The sequence below is a fragment of the Desulfobacter curvatus DSM 3379 genome, from assembly GCF_000373985.1.
GTDB lineage: Bacteria > Desulfobacterota > Desulfobacteria > Desulfobacterales > Desulfobacteraceae > Desulfobacter > Desulfobacter curvatus.
This window is the reverse complement of the sequence record NZ_KB893127.1, coordinates 1-16,571: the sequence shown is the minus strand read 5'-3', so window position 1 is coordinate 16,571 and position 16,571 is coordinate 1. Positions and strand designations below refer to the sequence as shown.

Sequence of the window (16,571 nt, the reverse complement as noted above, 5' to 3'; positions counted from 1 at the left end):
TTTACCGTCTCGCGAATCTGTTCAAGTTCTGCGTTTTTAATCTGCCGACCACACTGGCTTATCACAGCGTTTTCTCCTCAAATGTAACGTTTCGATTGGTGGGTGAACTCACACACATCCACGTTACATTATCAAAAGACCTGCAGAGTGTCTATTATAATTTTGCGACAAAATAATTTTAGATGTCGCTCCGCCCCCCTGATATCATTGATAATAAATTTTGATGCGTCAGCGCTGTGCGGCCGCAAACCCTGTTTTATATGAAAGCCCCAAGCAAGTAACTGGATTCTTTCTATCTTTGTTGTGGGGTGAGCCTGGGTGCTGATAGACCGGGTCGGCCCATGGCCGTTAGAAATCCTGAAACCGATCAATGGCTGTGCGGTCATATCCCTTGCCGGCAACAAGCAGCTGCTTTGTATATTCTTCATTGATCGTACCGTTTTTAAGCTGACTACGGGTTATGGTTTCAACAACTCGGCCACGGTTCATCACCAGCAGTGTATTGCACATATGGGAGACCACGGCAAGGTCGTGACTGACAAGGACATAGGTCAAATTTTTTTCCCTTCGCAGATCCTGGAGCAGATTGAGCACCTCGGCCTGGATGGATACATCCAGAGCAGAGGTGGGTTCATCAAGCAGGATAACTTCAGGAGCAAGGATAAGGGCCCGGGCCACAGCCACCCGCTGGCGCTGCCCGCCGGAAAGCTGGTGGGGAAAACGAAACCTGAATTTCGTGCCCAGACCCACCTCGTCAAGCACACGCGCCACCCGGCGGTTGGCATCCCCAAGCCGATGTATTTTCAGCGGTTCTTTGAGTGTCCGGTCAATGGAATGCCTGGGATGAAGGGAGCCGTAGGGGTCCTGGAAAACCATCTGAACCTTTCGGCAGAAGGCCATGTTCCTTGTCTTTGTTAACCTGGCGCCGCCAATTTCAATACGCCCTGTCCAATGGGTCAAAAGGCCTGCAATACAGTTGAGAATGGTCGATTTTCCTGACCCGGACTCTCCCACCAGGCCGAAACTCTCACCCTTTTTCACGGTAAAATCAACATCCTTTACCGCATGGTTGCGGGTCAGGCCATGACCGAAAAAAACATTGAGATTCTCAACGGCAATCATGACCCAGCCTCTTTGTGGACATGTCCCGGCACCGGCTTAAGCCAGGCGTCATCCCGGACAAGTGTGGGCAGATGATCCTGGGTGCCGTCTATTTTTGGCAGACAGGAAAGCAATCCTTCTGTGTACGGATGATTTGATTTATGAAGATTACCGGCCTCCACCATTTCCATGATTTGCCCGCCGTACATAATGATCACCCTGTCGCAGAATGAGGAAACAAGCTCAAGATCATGGGAGATAAAAATAAGGCCCATACCCCGTTCACTGACCAGATCATCCAGGATGGCAAGGATCTGGAGCTGCACCGTAACATCCAGGGCGGAGGTGGGTTCATCGGCAATGAGCAGACTGGGCTTAGGAATAAGCATCATGGCAATCATGATTCTCTGCCCCATGCCCCCGGACACCTCATGGGGATAAAGGCCGTAGACCTGCGCAGGATTCCTGATCCTCACGGCTTTAAGCATATCCAACGTCTTTTGCCGGGCCTGCTTTTTCCCGGCTTTATGGTGGATGGTATAGGCTTCTGAAATCTGCTCTCCCACGGGTCGCACCGGATTCAGGGAGTACTTTGGATCCTGCATAACCATGGAGATCTCCATGCCTCTGATTTTTCTCATCTGCTTTTCGGAAAAATCCATCAGGTTTTTCCCCTTAAAAGAGATCTGAGATGCACTGACCCCGGCATATGGGGGCAGCAAACGCAGTACAGCCCGGCCGGTCACGGACTTGCCGGAACCGGATTCTCCCACAATGCCTATTTTTTCCCTGCCCATGGAAAAGCTGACGTTGTTGACCGCACGGACATCCCCCTTGGGAGAAGGAAAGGTCACAGACAGATCATTTACCGTCAGCAATGGGGTATTCTCGATCATCACTTATCACTCCTTGGATCAAGGACGTCGCGGAGCCCATCCCCCAGAAGGTTGAATGCAAGGCTGACAATAAAGATGGCCGTTCCGGGCATGGTGATCACCCACCAGTGGTCAATGATATATGTTCTTCCGCCGGCAGTCATCGCCCCCCATTCCGGAGAGGGCGGCTGGGCACCCAAACCCAGAAACCCAAGGCCTGCGGCTGTGAGGATGATCCCGGCCATATCCAGGGTCACCCGGATAATCAGCGACGGCAGGCAAAGGGGCATGATATGGCCGGTAATGATCCTGAAGGCACTTGCACCCTGCAGCCTGATGGCCTTAATGAAATCGGCATTTCTGATGGTGATGGTCTCTGCCCGGGCGATCCTGGCATAGGGTGGCCAGGAAGTAATGGAGATGGCAATAATGGCGTTTTCAATACCCGGCCCCAGGGCGGAAACAAAGGCCAGGGCCAAAATAAGTTTGGGAAACGCAAGGAAAACATCTGTGATACGCATGAGTATCGTGTCAATGATTCCGCCCAAATACCCTGCAACCGTGCCCACAAGGATTCCCACAGGAGCCGCAATGATGGCCACAAGGCCGATGACGTAAAGGGTCAGGCGGGAGCCCCAGATCACCCGGGAAAAAATATCACGGCCCATCTCGTCGGTACCGAAATAGTGGCTTGAAGACAATGGCTGAAGGCGATTGCCGATGTTCGTTTCCACCGGATCATAGGAGGCAATGACCGGTGCAAGTATCGCAATGACAATCAGGGCCACAATAACCAGCAGCCCAAGCACCGCCAAGCGGTTTTTCATGAATGCCAAAAGGCCCAGATAGGCTCTGCCGGACCAGGCCTGGAAAGCCGAGTTCGGGGTATCTGCCAGAAGCCATTCCCCTATACCACCTGTTTTTAATGCCTTTTTTGTCATCATTTGAATAACGGTCACGGACCGTCCTTGGTCTATCAACACCCAGGCTCAACCCACAACAAAACATGAAAGTAATTTAGTAACTTATTGAAACTTTCTTATAACGTAACGGCCACGGGCCGTCCTTGGTCTATCTACACCCAGGCTTCGCCCCACAACAAAGATAGAAAGAATCCAGTTAATTGCTGGAGACTTTCTTATAAAAACATGGGGGAAAATTAACGAGCCCTTGGGTCCACCACTTTGTATAAAAAGTCGGAGAACAGGTTAACCCCAAGAAAAATAGCGCCCACAACTATGGTGCTGCCTAAAACCGCATTCATGTCGGCGTTGAGCAGGGAATTTGTTAAATAGAGGCCCAGGCCCGGCCAGGCAAAAACGGTTTCGGTCAGCACCGAGCCTTCAAGCAGGGTCCCGAAGCTCAGGGCAATAACGGTAATCAATGGAATGGCACAGTTGCCTAACGCATGGCCCCATATCACCTTCCACTCCTTGACGCCCTTAACCCGGGCAGTCAGAATATACTCCTGGCCAAGCTGTTCGATCATGAAGGACCGGGTCATCCTCAACAGATATGCCATGGAATAATACCCGAGCAGGGATGCCGGAAGAATCAAATGAGACATGGCGTTTCTGAAAATGTCCCACTCCCCGGCAACAATGCTGTCGATCATCAAAATGCCGGTGACAGGCGTTACAATGCCCTCATAAAAAATATCCACCCGGCCGGGGCCCGGCAGCAGGTCAAGCCGGACATAGAAGAACATCAACCCCATGAGCCCAAGCCAAAAAATGGGCAGGGAATGACCAAACAGGCCGATGACACGCAGGACATGGTCCCAAAAGCTGCCTTTTTTTACCGCCGAAAATATACCAAGGGGAATGCCCAGCAAAATGCCGATGACCGAGGCCGTGACAGCCAGTTCAAAGGTGGCCGGAAAAACCCTTAAGATATCGTCAATCACAGGATTGGCCGTCAGCACGGATGTCCCCAAATCCCCTGTGAGCACATTGCCGACATAAATACAAAACTGTTTCCACAGCGGCAGGTTCAGCCCCATGGCAATGCGGGCTTTTTCGTAAACCTGGGGGGAGGCTTTGTCTCCGACCACGGCCAGAACCGGATCAATGGGAACAACCCGGCCGATGAGAAAAGTAATCAGCAAAAGGCCTAAAAAGGTGGTTGCCAACATCACCAGTATCCGGACCGCCTGCTTCAGCATTCCGGCCAATCCCGATTTTGTTAAAAGCCCACGCGTGTTATTTGGTTGTGTACCGGTAAAAGTTACTGTCAAAACTTGGACCCAAAATAAAATTTTCAACATTGGCCCTTTCAGCCACGACTTCAATACTCTGGAACATAATGACAAAAGGAGAGGTCTGCTGGTGTTCCCGCTGGAGATCCAGGTACATTTGGACGCGTTTGGCCGTATCCCGTTCCATGACAGCGGCGTCGGCTTTTTGGGTCATCTCCGGGATATCCCAGGCATTTCTCCAGGCCAGGGTTTTGAATTTTGCATTGTCGGAGTTGTCCGGATTCCGGGCAAAGGTATCTGCATTGGTGTGCGGATCCATATAATCCGGTCCCCAGTCTATAATAAAGATGTCGTGCTTCCGGGCGCGGTATTTGGTCAACGTCTGCTTGCCGTCTCCGGGAATAATGTCAAGTTTTATGCCGGCTTTGGCAAAGGAGGACTGGATGGAAAGGGCCATGGAGGTAACGGGTTCGGTATTCCTTGTGTCCATAGTGACGGTGAAGCCGTTTTCAAGACCTGCCTTTTTCAAAAGCGCTTTTGCTTTTTCAATATCAAGGGAAAAAGGCGTTTCTTCCAGCGCGCCCAGAAAACCCTTTGGCAAAAATGCCTGGTGCACAGTGGCCTTGCCGCTGAGGAAGGTCTGCGCCATACCTTTGTAATCAATCAGGTACTTAAGTGCCTGGCGCACCTCAGGTATCTTGAGATATTTGTTTTTCTGATTCAGCCCCAGGTAATAGATTGCTCCTTTGGCCCTTGTCTGGATTTTTATATTTTTATTCTTCTCCAGACTTTTCAAATCATCCCCAGTCAGATTCCTTGCCATATCAATGTCGCCTTTTTCAAGCAGCATGCGCTGGCTGGCAGATCCGACAATATGCCGGATGACGACGCGGTTCAATTTGGGTGCTCCCCCCCAGTAATTTTTATTGGCGTCCAATATGATGAGTTCCGATGCCTTCCATGTTCTTAGTGTATAGGGCCCGGAACCGGCATACCCGGTCTTAAGCCAGCCATAGCCAAGATCACCGTCCTTTTCATGGGCCAGAACCTCTTTTTTATCTATAACAGACCCGGCTGTTGAGGTCAGACAATAAAGAAAAAATGTGGGGGCGTAGGCCTGATCCACAATGATTTTCACCGTGTAATCATCCTTCTTGGTGATGGTCCGGTTCACGTTTTCAGGCGTAAACCCAAACTGGGTCAGAATAAAGGCCGGCGACTTGTCAAGCAGGACAACCCGGCGAAGTGAAAAAACGACATCGTCCGCCGACAGCGTGTTACCCGAGGCAAAGGTAACACCTTTCCTGATTTTAAAGGTGTAGGTCAAACCGTCATCGGAAGTTTCCCAGCTTTCGGCAATACCCGGATATATCTCACTGACATTATCCACATTATAGTTAATCAGGCGATCGTATGCGTTGGCGGCATATTCGCCATTGGCAAATTCAAAAATTTCAGCCGGATCCAGTGAGACAATCTCATCTATATTAAACGCCATGACAAGGGTATCTTTGGGGGTGGATGCCTGGGCTGCCTGTATCACAAATAACGACAAGACAAAAACAAACAGGAACTGTCTCTTCATTTTTCCCTCCTTCAGATATTTTTTCCAAGGGAAGTGCCCTCGGACCTTAAGTCCCGGCAGGCCTGCATGATCCGGTCCGCCATGCTCCGCTCAGCTTTCTTGCCCCAGGAACGGGGATCGTACACTTTTTTGTTGCCCACCTCCCCTTCAATTTTGAGCACACCATCATAATTTTTCATCATATGGTCCGCCACGGGCCGGGTATAGGCGTACTGGGTGTCTGTGTCCACATTCATTTTAACCACCCCGTAATCAAGGGCTTCGTGGATATCCTTTAATTCGGAACCGGATCCACCATGGAACACCAGATCCAGCCGGGTATCCGCACCAAGGGCCTTGGCTACAGCCTCTTGGCCGTCTTTTAAAATTGTGGGCTTGAGCACCACATTACCCGGCTTGTACACTCCATGCACATTACCGAAGGTGGCGGCTAAAAGAAACCTTCCCATGCCCCCCAGTTCCCTGGCAGCCAGTACCATGTCTTCGGGTGTCGTATACAGTTTTTCTTTTTTCACCCCGGACGTATCATGGCCGTCTTCCTCGCCGCCGACCACACCGGTTTCAATTTCCAGGATCAGGTCATTGGCCACACAAGCTGCCATGATTTCTTTCGAAGCCCGGATATTTTCCTCCATTGGCAAAGCAGAGCCGTCGTACATGTGTGAACTGAACAGATTGGGCAGGCCCTTGGCACGGCGCTTTGCGGTCTCCTGGATCAATGGCATTAAGAAAGGTTCTACATATTCAGGGTGACAGTGATCCGTATGCAGGGCAATATTGACATCATAATGGGCTGCCATGACGTGGGCAAATTCCGCCAGGGCAATGGCGCCTTTATACGATTGTCCCACCCCCAGGCCCGAGGCAAAACTGCCCCCGCCTGTGGAGACCTGGATAATGCCGTCGCTGTTGGCCTCCTTGAATGCCAGAAGCGCGGCATTAATGGTTTCGCTTGAGGTGGTATTAATGGCCGGGTATGCAAACTTGTTTTGTTTGGCGTTATCCAGCATCCGGCAATATTGCTGATAATCAACGATTGGCATGATAGGTCTCCTTAGTTTAATTGAATGGTTGAATACCTTTTACAATTATCTCTGTCATGGGATTGTCGGGATTGCATCGGGGAAAAGGCATAAAATAACAAAACCGATATTATTTTCTCTTAAATTCCAAACGATGAAAAGAGAAATGTAATTTTCCAAATGCAATTCGAATATCGAACAATACCTTATTCAAAGGTATTTGAAAATACACAACAGCCGTTATTGCAAAGTTCATTCAAATCCAATATGTAATAACGCAACGGCGCGATTCGCACAACACCAGAAGAAAATGGCATGAACAAAGCAAGTTGTTGAGCCCAAATCAGGATAAAGCAATTAAGGACAAAACATGATCTGGAAAAAAGAGTTCACTGTTGATGATATGAACCGGTTCAAGGCAAATACAATGTTGGGTCATCTGGATATTACGTTTGAAGAAAAAGGGGAGGACTTTTTAACCGCATCCATGCCCGTGGATGCCCGCACCCACCAACCCATGGGCATACTCCACGGCGGAGCTTCGGTGGTCCTGGCCGAAACCCTTGGCAGTTGCGCCTCCCAGATGACCCTTGAGGAAGGATTTTACAGTGTGGGCCTTGAAATCAAAGCAAATCACATCAAAAGTATCTCCCAGGGACGAGTCACAGGCCGAACCACACCTTTACATATAGGCAGGACGACCCAAGTATGGGACATTGACATTAAAAACGGTAAAGGAGAAATGATCTGCGCCTCCCGCTTGACCATGGCTGTTTTAGAAATTCAAAAAAGACACAATCAAACAATTTTGCAATTCATGCGGTAACGGTGTATACAAAAGAGTGGGAACTTAACTGGGGAAAAGAGTCATGGGCTCATATAAAGCAAGAATGATGATCAAGGCGTCAAAGGAAGAGGCAAGGCGCCGATTCCGCCGCCACCGGAATAAAAACCGTCTGGCTACACAGGGTATCCATAAATGCATCATTGTTCTGGACGGCCTGAAACCCACCTTTAACATAGGCAAAATATTCAGAAGTTCAGAAGCCTTTGGCTGCCATGAGGTTCATCTGATCGGCACTGATTTCTTTGATCCGGCACCTGCCAGGGGCGCATTCAAACACGTGCCGGCAAAATTCCACAGCCGATTCATCTCCTGTTACGCGGAACTTCTTGAAAGGGGATATACGCCCTTTATACTTGAACCGGGCCAGGGAGATCCGGTGATGGATGTGGCCCTGCCTGAAAAAAGCGCTTTTGTGTTTGGCCACGAGGAATTCGGTATCAGCTTTGAACCAGATCTGTTCCCGGAAGTAGGGCGACTGACCATTCCCCAGTACGGGCGCTCCCAAAGTCTGAACGTCAGTGTTGCCGCTTCCATTATCCTGTACGAATACACCCGGCAGTTTGCCTGCCGGGATTTGGAACCCCAAGCAACCCATCCATGCAAGGAAAGAGTATGAACGCAGAAAAAGTGGCTGCCCACATCATCAACTGGCTGAAAAACTATGTCGAGGCATCCGGATTAAAGGGATTTACCGTCGGTGTATCGGGCGGGATTGATTCCGCTGTCACATCAACATTATGTGCAAGAACCGGTCACCCCGTAATCGCTTTGAATATGCCCATCCACCAGGCACCTGACCAGGTCTCCCTAGCCGGTGAGCACATTGCCTGGCTGTCCAAATCCTATGACAATGCTACAGGGTATGATGTCAACCTGACACCGGTGTTTGAACAGGTAAAAACCACGTTGCCCAATGATATCCAGGACGGCTTGACCATGGCGAACACCCGATCCAGGCTGCGCATGATCACCCTGTATTCATTTGCCTCCCACCACCGCATGCTTGTGGCCGGCACCGGAAATAAGGTGGAGGATTTCGGCGTGGGATTTTACACCAAATACGGGGACGGCGGTGTGGACATATCTCCCATTGCGGACCTGATGAAAACCCAAGTGTATGAACTGGGCCGCTATCTTGGTGTGAGCCAGGATATACTGTCAGCCCGGCCAACCGACGGACTTTGGGAAGACAACCGTACGGATGAAAGCCAGATCGGTGCGTCCTATGAGGAACTGGAATGGGCCATGGGGTATGAAGCCGGTGACAAAAGCCGGGAGATAACGGATCGTCAGAAAGAGGTTCTGGAAGTCTACCGGAAATTTAACCGGGCCAACCGGCATAAAATGGAACCCATCCCGGTGTGCATCATACCCGGGGAGTTGAAATTATAAATTTTTAACACAACAGCATATTGGATAAGGATCGGGCTGAAAAGAACTTGCTGCCCTTTTTGCCATATCCGGGAGCGCGGGCGTCTCGCCAACAAAAGGACGATGTGGGCGAAAAGCCCGCGCTCCCAGGTTAAGGACCTCAAAAAATTCCCTATACGCTATTTTTTCTACTCATCCCGGCAAGGCCCATCAGCCCAACACCCAACAATATTATCGTAGAAGGTATCGGCACTGCATCAGAAGCGCCGGGTAAAACAAAAGTAGCATATCCTATACCCCAATCATTTCCCATATCTTGAAACGATTGCCAGCTGACCGTCTCAGATTCAGCCCCATCCCTGGTCGTATAACATGCATATTCCATGGTTTCAGTATTATAGCCAAAAACAGGAACAAAATGATCTGTTGAGTTGTCAGCATCCGTATCAATTAAGAACATCACAGGGCGGTCATTGTCGATTTCATTTGTAAAAATATTCCATGTAAATCCTTCACTTCCAAAAGGTTCATTCCAGGCATCCCAATCGTCATAACCACGATACTTTGCATAACCTATAAATGCATCAGCAGCATCACTAAGATAACTCCATCCATAAGTTTGGGGTTCAGAAATATAAGATTTGTCTTCAGAGGTATGAAAAAAATCGGCGATACTGGCATCCGGCGGATCATCAAGATAAGGCTCATCCGGCTCAGGATCATACTTTAAATTATGTGCAGGACTTGATATTTCATCTTGTACATTGGACGTTAGTCGGACGTCATTCCACCCACTCGCGTCAAATAAAGAATCGTATCCATGGAGGTCATAATACCCCAAAATTGAAGCCGCTGCAGTCGGCCCGCAACCATGATACCAACTGTATGCCGGTACATCTGAAAGAACTTTAACAGATGCAGCATTTGCATTAATCGACAATAAAAACATCACCGTAACACTCGAGAATAGTAGAATTAATTTTTGTTTCATGCTCGACTCCAGTTTAACTGATTGCAAATATTTATATTTCTTCTATTGAAAGGCTGAAATGATTTTACAATCCCATTAAGATAATTAACAAAAACGTGAAGAAACTAATATTTTTATACACACAACCTTCTCAAAAGGCAAACACCAAAACAAAATGGCCGCCTTGACAAGGCCCGTGTTCCCCAGGTAATAAGAGGCCACAGCAAGGAAAATATGCATAAAAAAATAACACAGGAACATGCACAAACAATGGAACTGACCTTTCCGTCCTATTCAATTTTATTTGTTTCAGGCCTATTGGCAGGATTTGTGGACGCCATTGCAGGCGGCGGCGGTCTCATCGCTCTGCCTGCACTTCTGTCCGTGGGACTGCCCCCCCAGTTGGCTTTAGGCACGAACAAATTCCAGGGCAGTTTCGGCACATTGTCGGCAGCAGCCAACTTCATCCTCAAAGGCAAGGTAAAATTGTCCGACAATGTGGTGGGCATCGCATTCACCTTGATGGGTGCCACCACAGGCGCCAGGGCCATTCAGCAGATCCATGCGGATTTTATCAAACACCTGGTGCCCTTTATGCTGCTGTTTGTATTTTTCTATACCCTTATGGCAAAAAATCTGGGCGTAGTCCAGATAAAGGCCAGGATGCAAAAAAATATATTTTTCCTGCTTTTCGGATTTGGATTGGGCTTCTATGACGGATTTTTCGGCCCGGGTACCGGCGCGTTCTGGACCGGGGCTTTACTCATTTTCATGGGCATGGACATGACCAAGGCCACCGGCACCACCCGGATCATGAACTTTGTATCAAATATCACAGCATTGTCCCTGTTCATCGCAGGAGGCAATGTGCTGTACACCGCAGGGTTGATTATGGCGGCAGGCCAGATCATCGGGGCCAATATCGGTTCCGGCATGGCCATCAAACGCGGTGCGCCCTTTATCCGGCCCATTTTTTTGACCATGGTCTTTTTAACCATTGTCAGACTGATTTATGTGAATTACATCCCGTAAACAAAGAAAGAACCATGCTGCAGACGACCCAGGAAGGACAGCATAACTACCATCCTCTGACCAACACCGCCATCATCATTGCCGCCAACGCCCTGGCCAAATTTCCGGAACATGTAGGCCAAACGCCCCATGTCATCCGCATGTAACCATTGTCATTTTCAAACTGAAAGACCGGCAACAATCTCCAAAGATTCAGGGCCCAATGCGTGGACTGTCATCTGCCCAGGGGCGATTTCGCAGAGTATGTCACGGCGAAGGCCGCCACCGGAGATGTGGTCCAGAACATGATTATTGATGTCAATACCTTATTAACCTGGGATTCACCAAGAAAGCGGCCGTCAAGATTCGTTCTAACGGCTGCTTTCTTATTTGAACTATTTTTACACTACTTACCGGCCATCATGGCTTTAATATCTGTGTCAACGTCTCCAATGGGCTTGATATCAAAATTCTCAACCAGAACATTCAACACCGTGGGTGAAACAAAAGCCGGCAGCGTGGGACCTAAACGAATACCCTTAACACCCAGGTGCAGCAATGCCAACAGAACAGCCACGGCCTTTTGCTCATACCAACCGATATCAAAGGAGAGCGGCAGGTCATTAATGTGATCCAGCCCGAATGCATCCCGCAGTTTCATGGCGATCACGGCCAGTGAGTAAGAGTCGTTGCACTGTCCCGCGTCCAGCACCCTTGGAATTCCGCCGATGTCGCCCAGGTCCAGTTTATTGTACCTGTTTCTATTTGTGTAGGCGGTTGGCAGGATTTCGCAAGTTCCACAATCTTTGAGAAATCTTTGGCACCGCCATTGGCTCTGTCCGGAATATGCGTTGTGCCCGGATAGGAAACAACACCGGTCGTAACGAGTCTATCCTGATATGTATTTTTCTTTTTGATGGGAATAATGCAGTTGGTGGTCATCAGCATGGGCCCGTTAAAAGTTTCAAAATCTTCGTTTTGGTGCCACCAGGATCCACCGTAATTGCCTCTGAGGTGATCGTATTTTTTAAATGCAGGATAATAATTGGCAGGCAGCATTTCTCCATGGGTATACACATCACCCCCCGTGCCTTTTGTCTGTTCCAGCAATTCTTCCATGTCTTTCAGATCATGGCCGGAAATCAGAATGCCGGGGTTTGAACCCACACCAATATTGACTTCCGCTATCTCCGGGTTGCCGTAAGCCTAGGTATTGGCCTGATCTAAAGCCGCCATTGTGGTCACGGCGGTTTCTCCGGCTTTCATGACCATGGCGACCATGGCATCAACACTCAAATCCTGAAGATTTGCCGTGCTTCCCTTTTTCCCACACATGCCATTAATGGTACATCCCTGGTTTTTAGCGGTTTCCTGACATTGAAAACAAAACATGTTCAGACCTCCTTATTATTAATTAACTGCTAAATGATTCCTTACGTTGCAGGTATAATATACGATTTAAAAAGCGCAAAAACCTTGATCTGGATCCAGTCACAAAGAAAAAGTTTAGAAATAAAATGAACGCTGGCAGAACAGAAGTGGAGAATGGTCATCAGTTGAAATCAAAAATATTCGTTCCTATTATTTCTGATCCGAATTCTTACTCAATGTATCAATCAATGATCTTGCGTGAAATGAAATCACAGAATTAATCTTGTCGACCATTTCAATTGATCCATATTTAGCTTTAAACTCTATTGCCGTTACTTCAGAAACATCCATTATTCTTTGTGCCAAATTTAACGCTGTTTTAATCACAATATTCGGCTTCATGCCAATCTCTTCACTGAGAGATTCGAAATGATGTTTTTGAAGATGGGCAAAATTTCTTTTTTTCCCGGCAATCTTCATCGGCATTTTTTTTGTAAACTGGGGATAAACCAGTGTAGAAACCAAATCATAGAACGGCGCAAGTACTGTCCCATTTTCATTGTGCAGCAGCGAAATGTTTTTCGCGTGGCCATCAGCATTACCGATCAATCCATTGAACAAGACCAGATTGAGAAGCTTTCTTGAATCTTCAATAGGATTTGAACATTCTCTTCGAATCAAGTCAAAGCACTCTTATTTTCTTTTCCAACTCTTTTTGTGAAAAAGGTTCATATTTGTATTCATTTGGTCCTGGGTGATCCACATCAGGGGGATAAAGAGAAACGGCGCCGGCACAATCTCCGCCAATAGCCTGGAGCAAGGAGAATTTATTCATTGATCAGGTTCTTTTCGACGTAGTTTATAATCGTTCTTTTAGATTTTGGTACCAGCAGCGTTTCATACCCAAGCCCTTCGAGCACCTGCAAGGTTTTTCCGAGCTGAACCGTTGGTTTCCCATTTTCCAACTCAGATAAGAACCGTATGCCGACATTAAGATAACCCGCAGCTTCTGTTTGCGTGAAGCCCTGTTCTTTCCTGGCGGTTTTTATTAGTTCGCCGATACTTTTCGAATCCAATTGTGCACCTCTTTATTATTTTTCCCGATCGGGAAAAATCATCTAAGAAGCGGGAAGACCAAAATACATTTTCCCGATCGGGAAAATGTACAGCCAATTTTTCTAAATGGAATTCATACTCAACTTTTAACCCAAGTTCGGACAATTCCTCTATAAAATACCGTTCACCTCGGTTAATGATCAATGCGATCCAGTCCGGCACCGGTTCCGGCCCACCCGAAATTCCGCAGTTGCCGCTGCCCTTCATTGTCTTTTGACCCTCGTCCCGGAATGGGATAGGATGGGCTGCCATGAAAGAAAAAATTAAAATCATAGAACAGGGGCAAGGCTGGATCTGCCTGGAAAAGCCAGGGGGCATGAGTGTCCATAACGATCCGGGCAAAGATGTGATATCTGGACTCCAAAAAAGACTGGGCCCCGGCAGCACGGAAATACTTCAGCCTGTGCACCGCCTGGATAAGGAGACTTCGGGACTCCTCCTTGTGGCCACGGCCCGGGACACCCTGGCCGGTCTCTCGAATCTTTTTGCCGGGGGGAAGGTGACAAAACGCTATAAAGCCTTGGTCCACGGCCATTTTGAACATCCCGGCCAGCGGGGCACCTGGGATACTCCCCTGACCAAATCCGCCGGCGGCAGAGCCGATCCCCGGGGCCAGGGAAAACGGGTCAAAGCCATGACCCGCTACAGGGTTCTGGACCAGTCCTTCCACTATACCCTTCTGGACATTGAATTGTTCACCGGCCGCAAGCACCAGATCCGGCGCCACGCCAAACTGGCAGGACATCCGGTCGTAGGCGATCCCCGGTACGGTTCCCCCAGAGCCCTTGAATTCTTAAAAACCCAAAAGAAGTTCGACGCTATGGGCCTGCACGCCTATTTCCTCAAATTCAAGGATAAAGGCAAAACCGTCACCCTGGAACTGCCGGATCTGCCCCCGGAAGTTACACGGCTGTTTGAAGAGGACAGAGCATAGATCCATCAAATGTAATTCAACCCCATTCATTGTTAACCTTTAAGATCTGTTTTTTTTGTCAGCAATTCACTTGTTGGAATTATGTATGCTGTCCCCTGAATTTGTCCCCTGAATTCACCCTGAATTCAAAAAATAAAAGTAACGGCAGCAGATACAACAAAACGTATGTTAAAAGAAATCCGGTTTTTTCGGATATAAATTTACTTTGCCTATTGACAAGGGGCGGTCATATAGATGTTAGGCGAAAACAATTCGAGCCTGGCCCCTTTAATTTGTCGAAGGGTAAGGGAAGGCGAGGTATGTGCCAAATATTTGGGAGTCCTATTTTTGATTTTTGACATCACTCACAGCACCGCTCCCTCCAGTAGCTAGCGAATCAATGCTGGATAACGCGGGGACATCTGGTCGGTCACGCCAGCCCTTCACCCACGCCACTCGGTTTGAAATTAGCCGCCTCGGCTACCTGGTACTCATTCAGAAACCAGGCGCCGACCGCATCGCTCGTCGTCGGCAGATTGTGAAACTCCATACGATTCATTTGGAGCATCCACAACGCCACCTGTTTGCCCAACACCTCGTCGCCGCGCCCGGCCAGTTCCACCATGTAACCATTGTCGTGATAGGAGCTGGGATCGCCTTTGGCGTAGTCGAAGGCTGCCTTGAAGAAGCGACCCGGGGTCGGCATGGACTTTTGTTTTGGCTGCGTCTTGGCGATCTTGGTGTCGTACTGCTGCGCCACGTGCCAGGCCACGTGCCGGGCCGCGAGCTCCACCACAAACTGTTTGCGCGTGTGGATGACGCCCGGGGCGTATTTTTTCGACACGTCGGCCAGGACATACTCGTTCGGATCGGTCAGCTTCTGCCCCGCCGGTTCATTGGCCATGACGTCGGCAATGTCCCGTACCCGGTGATGGTTAATCTCGTGGCTAAGCAGGAGGATGGGCATCCGCATCGTGGGCGGGGTAAAGAAGTTGTTGGCCAACACGCAGTAGCCGCGGCTAACCCCTTGGTCCTTGAAGGGTGCATAGGATGCCCCCCCCCGTTGGCTGAGTGGCCGTGATGGCTGCCCGGTGCGAGGAGTGAGCCTTGGCGGCCATCTTAGCCGCTTCCGAGGCCTTCACGATTCCGAGCAAATTGCCGTTGCTTAATTCCTGATGGATGAACTCGGGCGTATCCCGGGCCCAGCTGAAAGCCGGCGCCAAGGCCATGTAGTGCAGCAGGCAGGCAGCCTGCCGGTCCAGACGATCGTCGGCCACGAACGAGGCGAACGGTCCGGGTCCATACTTCTCCACATCGGCGATGCTCGGTTCCTTCTGCGGGCCGCCCCCGACTGGCTGCTGCGCCGCAGGCTGGAAGTCTTTGATCGGGTCGCCTTGGACGCCTAGGACACTGTGCTCATCGTCCGGGGGCGTCGGCTCGGCAGCTTGCGGGTTACGGTCCAATACGGCCCAGGTGAGGGGACCCACGATGCCATCGACCGCAAGTCCGTGCTGGGCCTGGAACGCGGTGACGGCCGCGTTCGTATTTGGACCCCAGATACCGTCCTCTACGATATCGGCGCCGTGCAGGTTGAGTCGCCGCTGGAGCCTTATGACGTCTTCTCCCCGCGTGCCATATCGCAACACCGGCCGCGCACCCGTGTCCGGCTCGAACGGCACCGCCTGGCCGCTTGCTCCCTCCTGCCAAGGATTTTCCGATGTTTTAAACTGTAGCAATCGCTGTACGGCTTGATTCCCAATCGTGCGCTGCAAGTGGATAATTGAGTTCACCTCACTACTTTGGCCTAAAAATGGTCGACTAGGCTTCGTAGATTTTGCCGACGTGGTCTGCTGACTAGCCTTCGGTTTCTCTGCAAATGTACGTATCATTACTCTCCTCTCGACTATTTTCGGCGCCTCTCGCGGTAGGAACGCCAGTTACCCAGCGCCCCCCGCACAGACCCGGACGTGCGGTTTTCCCGCATCCGGTTCCTCGGTTATACTCGCTTTCGTATAAGACATCTGTTCATGTGAATACTCGATGTTGCCTGTTCACAATTCTCATCTTTGGTTTGGCAATACCCAAAAGGTCTATCGCTTTTGTGAAAATCTTCAAGGTGAAGCTTTTACGCTTCCCTCCACGGCGATTCAGCCATTTGAAGGCACATGCTTCAGCCCAGCTATAAAAGCGCC

General features: G+C 49.5%; 18 protein-coding genes and 1 pseudogene. 6 read left to right on the top strand and 13 right to left on the bottom strand.

The window, feature by feature from the left end:
* Positions 1-348: 348 nt before the first annotated feature.
* From B147_RS0126460 to fbaA, 6 genes are all read right to left on the bottom strand, one after another.
* Positions 349-1,122: an ABC transporter ATP-binding protein gene (locus tag B147_RS0126460; RefSeq protein ID WP_020590215.1), complete on the bottom strand. Its 774-nt coding sequence runs from the start codon at positions 1,120-1,122 to the stop codon at positions 349-351.
* Positions 1,119-1,997: an ABC transporter ATP-binding protein gene (locus B147_RS0126455; RefSeq protein WP_020590214.1), complete on the bottom strand. Its 879-nt coding sequence runs from the start codon at positions 1,995-1,997 to the stop codon at positions 1,119-1,121. The genes B147_RS0126460 and B147_RS0126455 overlap by 4 nt, the downstream gene beginning before the upstream one ends.
* Positions 1,997-2,935, bottom strand: coding sequence for a nickel transporter permease (nikC, locus tag B147_RS0126450; protein ID WP_020590213.1), 939 nt, complete (start codon positions 2,933-2,935; stop codon positions 1,997-1,999). The genes B147_RS0126455 and nikC overlap by 1 nt, the downstream gene beginning before the upstream one ends.
* A gap of 200 nt (positions 2,936-3,135) precedes the next feature.
* Positions 3,136-4,140 (bottom strand): ABC transporter permease, encoded by a 1,005-nt coding sequence (locus B147_RS0126445; protein ID WP_020590212.1) that lies wholly within the window; start codon positions 4,138-4,140, stop codon positions 3,136-3,138.
* 37 nt (positions 4,141-4,177) lie between these two features.
* Positions 4,178-5,758 carry an ABC transporter substrate-binding protein gene (locus tag B147_RS0126440; RefSeq protein WP_020590211.1) on the bottom strand — a complete coding sequence of 527 codons (1,581 nt, stop codon included), beginning with the start codon at positions 5,756-5,758 and terminating at the stop codon, positions 4,178-4,180.
* A gap of 11 nt (positions 5,759-5,769) precedes the next feature.
* Entirely contained in the window at positions 5,770-6,801 is a 1,032-nt protein-coding gene (gene fbaA / locus B147_RS0126435) for a class II fructose-bisphosphate aldolase (RefSeq protein ID WP_020590210.1), read from the bottom strand.
* Between the two features lie 349 nt (positions 6,802-7,150).
* Between fbaA and B147_RS0126430 the strand changes: the two genes are divergently transcribed.
* From B147_RS0126430 to nadE, 3 genes are read left to right on the top strand one after another with little or no spacing between them, the layout of a single operon-like run.
* The gene (locus tag B147_RS0126430; protein ID WP_020590209.1) at positions 7,151-7,606 is read left to right on the top strand and encodes a hotdog fold thioesterase; all 456 of its coding nucleotides are present in this window, start codon (positions 7,151-7,153) and stop codon (positions 7,604-7,606) included.
* A 43-nt stretch (positions 7,607-7,649) separates the two neighbouring features.
* On the top strand, positions 7,650-8,243 hold the full coding sequence (locus tag B147_RS0126425) for a TrmH family RNA methyltransferase (protein WP_020590208.1): 594 nt from the start codon (positions 7,650-7,652) through the stop codon (positions 8,241-8,243).
* A complete protein-coding gene (gene nadE / locus B147_RS0126420) occupies positions 8,240-9,019 on the top strand; it encodes an NAD(+) synthase (protein WP_020590207.1) in 780 nt (259 codons plus the stop codon). The genes B147_RS0126425 and nadE overlap by 4 nt, the downstream gene beginning before the upstream one ends.
* 151 nt (positions 9,020-9,170) lie before the next feature.
* Here nadE and B147_RS0126415 read toward each other — a convergent pair whose 3' ends face one another.
* Entirely contained in the window at positions 9,171-9,989 is an 819-nt protein-coding gene (locus B147_RS0126415; protein WP_020590206.1) for a PEP-CTERM sorting domain-containing protein, read from the bottom strand.
* A 213-nt stretch (positions 9,990-10,202) separates the two neighbouring features.
* On the opposite strand from B147_RS0126415, the gene B147_RS0126410 reads away from it, so the two are divergent.
* Together B147_RS0126410 and B147_RS33270 are read left to right on the top strand one after the other, a co-directional pair.
* On the top strand, positions 10,203-11,000 hold the full coding sequence (locus B147_RS0126410; RefSeq protein ID WP_020590205.1) for a TSUP family transporter: 798 nt from the start codon (positions 10,203-10,205) through the stop codon (positions 10,998-11,000).
* Between the two features lie 14 nt (positions 11,001-11,014).
* A complete protein-coding gene (locus B147_RS33270) occupies positions 11,015-11,146 on the top strand; it encodes a hypothetical protein (protein ID WP_020590204.1) in 132 nt (43 codons plus the stop codon).
* 239 nt (positions 11,147-11,385) lie between these two features.
* On the opposite strand, the pseudogene B147_RS29845 reads toward B147_RS33270, so the two are convergent.
* The 4 genes and pseudogenes from B147_RS29845 to B147_RS0126375 all read right to left on the bottom strand — a co-directional run.
* Positions 11,386-12,281, bottom strand: a pseudogene (locus B147_RS29845) (anaerobic carbon-monoxide dehydrogenase catalytic subunit); the annotation flags it as partial.
* Positions 12,282-12,560: 279 nt separating this feature from the next.
* Positions 12,561-13,031, bottom strand: a complete 471-nt coding sequence (locus B147_RS0126385; RefSeq protein WP_020590200.1) for a HipA domain-containing protein — start codon at positions 13,029-13,031, stop codon at positions 12,561-12,563.
* A gap of 1 nt (position 13,032) precedes the next feature.
* Positions 13,033-13,185 carry a hypothetical protein gene (locus B147_RS32040; RefSeq protein ID WP_020590199.1) on the bottom strand — a complete coding sequence of 51 codons (153 nt, stop codon included), beginning with the start codon at positions 13,183-13,185 and terminating at the stop codon, positions 13,033-13,035.
* Complete coding sequence (locus tag B147_RS0126375) at positions 13,178-13,426, bottom strand: helix-turn-helix domain-containing protein (protein WP_020590198.1); 249 nt, start codon at positions 13,424-13,426, stop codon at positions 13,178-13,180. Before B147_RS0126375 ends, B147_RS32040 begins: the two co-directional genes overlap by 8 nt.
* Before the next feature lie 290 nt (positions 13,427-13,716).
* Between B147_RS0126375 and B147_RS0126365 the strand changes: the two genes are divergently transcribed.
* Positions 13,717-14,400, top strand: a complete 684-nt coding sequence (locus B147_RS0126365) for an RluA family pseudouridine synthase (protein ID WP_083927990.1) — start codon at positions 13,717-13,719, stop codon at positions 14,398-14,400.
* A 409-nt stretch (positions 14,401-14,809) separates the two neighbouring features.
* Here the strand turns inward: B147_RS0126365 and B147_RS0126360 are convergent, their stop codons facing one another.
* Positions 14,810-15,382 carry a hypothetical protein gene (locus B147_RS0126360; RefSeq protein ID WP_157238043.1) on the bottom strand — a complete coding sequence of 191 codons (573 nt, stop codon included), beginning with the start codon at positions 15,380-15,382 and terminating at the stop codon, positions 14,810-14,812.
* Positions 15,383-15,398: 16 nt separating this feature from the next.
* Positions 15,399-16,268, bottom strand: a complete 870-nt coding sequence (locus tag B147_RS0126355) for a peptidoglycan-binding domain-containing protein (RefSeq protein ID WP_020590194.1) — start codon at positions 16,266-16,268, stop codon at positions 15,399-15,401.
* Positions 16,269-16,571 lie beyond the last annotated feature (303 nt).

Excerpts from the sequence above, each read along its gene's own strand:
- B147_RS0126425 (WP_020590208.1), top strand. The coding sequence starts at position 7,650 with ATGGGCTCATATAAAGCAAGAATGATGATCAAGGCGTCAAAGGAAGAG.
- B147_RS0126445 (WP_020590212.1), bottom strand. The coding sequence starts at position 4,140 with ATGCTGAAGCAGGCGGTCCGGATACTGGTGATGTTGGCAACCACCTTT.
- B147_RS32040 (WP_020590199.1), bottom strand. The coding sequence starts at position 13,185 with ATGAATAAATTCTCCTTGCTCCAGGCTATTGGCGGAGATTGTGCCGGC.
- B147_RS0126430 (WP_020590209.1), top strand. The coding sequence starts at position 7,151 with ATGATCTGGAAAAAAGAGTTCACTGTTGATGATATGAACCGGTTCAAG.
- B147_RS0126410 (WP_020590205.1), top strand. The coding sequence starts at position 10,203 with ATGCATAAAAAAATAACACAGGAACATGCACAAACAATGGAACTGACC.
- fbaA (WP_020590210.1), bottom strand. The coding sequence starts at position 6,801 with ATGCCAATCGTTGATTATCAGCAATATTGCCGGATGCTGGATAACGCC.
- B147_RS0126355 (WP_020590194.1), bottom strand. The coding sequence starts at position 16,268 with ATGATACGTACATTTGCAGAGAAACCGAAGGCTAGTCAGCAGACCACG.
- B147_RS0126460 (WP_020590215.1), bottom strand. The coding sequence starts at position 1,122 with ATGATTGCCGTTGAGAATCTCAATGTTTTTTTCGGTCATGGCCTGACC.
- B147_RS33270 (WP_020590204.1), top strand. The coding sequence starts at position 11,015 with ATGCTGCAGACGACCCAGGAAGGACAGCATAACTACCATCCTCTGACC.
- B147_RS0126415 (WP_020590206.1), bottom strand. The coding sequence starts at position 9,989 with ATGAAACAAAAATTAATTCTACTATTCTCGAGTGTTACGGTGATGTTT.
- B147_RS0126365 (WP_083927990.1), top strand. The coding sequence starts at position 13,717 with ATGAAAGAAAAAATTAAAATCATAGAACAGGGGCAAGGCTGGATCTGC.
- nadE (WP_020590207.1), top strand. The coding sequence starts at position 8,240 with ATGAACGCAGAAAAAGTGGCTGCCCACATCATCAACTGGCTGAAAAAC.
- B147_RS0126455 (WP_020590214.1), bottom strand. The coding sequence starts at position 1,997 with ATGATCGAGAATACCCCATTGCTGACGGTAAATGATCTGTCTGTGACC.
- B147_RS0126440 (WP_020590211.1), bottom strand. The coding sequence starts at position 5,758 with ATGAAGAGACAGTTCCTGTTTGTTTTTGTCTTGTCGTTATTTGTGATA.